This is a genomic window from Pseudomonas sp. Z18(2022) (genome assembly GCF_036346535.1).
Classification (GTDB): Bacteria; Pseudomonadota; Gammaproteobacteria; order Pseudomonadales; family Pseudomonadaceae; genus Aquipseudomonas; species Aquipseudomonas yamanorum_A.
Map to the genome: position 1 here is coordinate 1 of NZ_JAOTOA010000061.1, position 1,374 is coordinate 1,374.

The 1,374-nt window shown below is 56.0% G+C and carries 1 protein-coding gene; it reads right to left on the bottom strand.

Annotation, left to right across the window (positions count from 1 at the left end):
- Positions 1–61: 61 nt before the first annotated feature.
- Positions 62–1,321 (bottom strand): IS256 family transposase, encoded by a 1,260-nt coding sequence (locus V3W39_RS33570; protein ID WP_330214185.1) that lies wholly within the window; start codon positions 1,319–1,321, stop codon positions 62–64.
- Positions 1,322–1,374 lie beyond the last annotated feature (53 nt).

The window sequence follows — 1,374 nt, forward strand, 5'->3', positions numbered from 1 at the left end:
GAGAGTGTCAGATTTTTTGTGTGCGGGCCGGTAACGGCCTGCCGTCAGGCAGGCCCTAGCTTTACCAGGTCGGCCTGATAAATCGATCTCCGTAAAGAATCGCAAATTGATTCATCGCGCTCTTCCAGTCATGGGCTGCACTGCCCCAGTTCGCGGTGATATTACGTAAGCCCAGCCAAATCAGCTTCGTCGCGGCATCGTCCGTTGGGAAGTGGCCTCGCGTCTTGATGATCTTGCGCAACTGAGCATTGATACTCTCGATGGCATTCGTTGTGTAGATCACTTTGCGTATCGCCGGAGGAAACACGAAGAAGGGAATTACTCGATCCCAGGCACGTTTCCAGGCGGCCACAACCGTTGGATATTGCTTGCCCCAAGGCCCAGCCTCGAAGGCCAGCAGCGCTTGCTCGGCGGCTTCAGCGTTGAGCGCTTGATAGATCGGCTTCAGTGCCTTGGCCAGCTCACGGCGCTTATCCCACGCGGCGTAATCGAGGCTGTTGCGGATCAGATGGACGATGCAAGTCTGCAACGTCGTCTCAGGAAACACAGCGCTCAGCGCTTCGGGCATGCCTTTGAGGCCGTCAGTTACGGCGATTAAGACGTCCTCGACCCCTCGGATTTTCAGGTCGTTGAAGACCTTCATCCAGAACTTGGCGCCTTCGGTTGTTTCAATCCAAATGCCCAGGATATCTCGGGTTCCGTCCGGCAATACGCCCAGTGCCAGGTAGATCGCTTTGTTGCGCACCAGGCCTTCGTCGCGAATTTTGACCCGCAGCGCATCGAAGAAAATCACGGGATACATCGGCTCAAGCGGTCGTTGCTGCCAGGCCGCGACCTCTTCCAAAACTGCATCTGTGACGGAACTGATGAAGTCGTGAGAGACGTCTGTTCCGTACTGTTCAGAGAGAAACGCACGGATTTCACGAACCGTCATGCCTCGGGCATACATCGCGATAATCTTGTCATCGAAGCCGGTAAAACGCCGTTCGTGTTTGGGGATCAGGATCGGAGCAAAGCTTCCATCACGGTCTCTGGGAATGTCCAAACGCAGCGGACCGTCGTCGGTTAGCACCGTTTTTCCGCTCTTGCCGTTGCGCTGGTTACTCGTTTCCTCAGGGCGCTCCGCGCCCTGAGGGTAGCCAAGGTGGTGACCCAGCTCAGCACCGAGGGCTCGCTCGATAAGCGCCTTTTTGAACGCCATCGAGGCATCCTGAATGGCTTCGGCACTCATCGGGCCGCTGACGAACTGGTCGATCAGCTCTTTTGGAATGGACGGAAGGTCTCGCAGGGCCTCACGGGCCGGTTTCTTTTTGGTCGGCATACATGCACCTCTAGCAACATGTTATGCCCGAACACAAAATTTATGACAGTCCC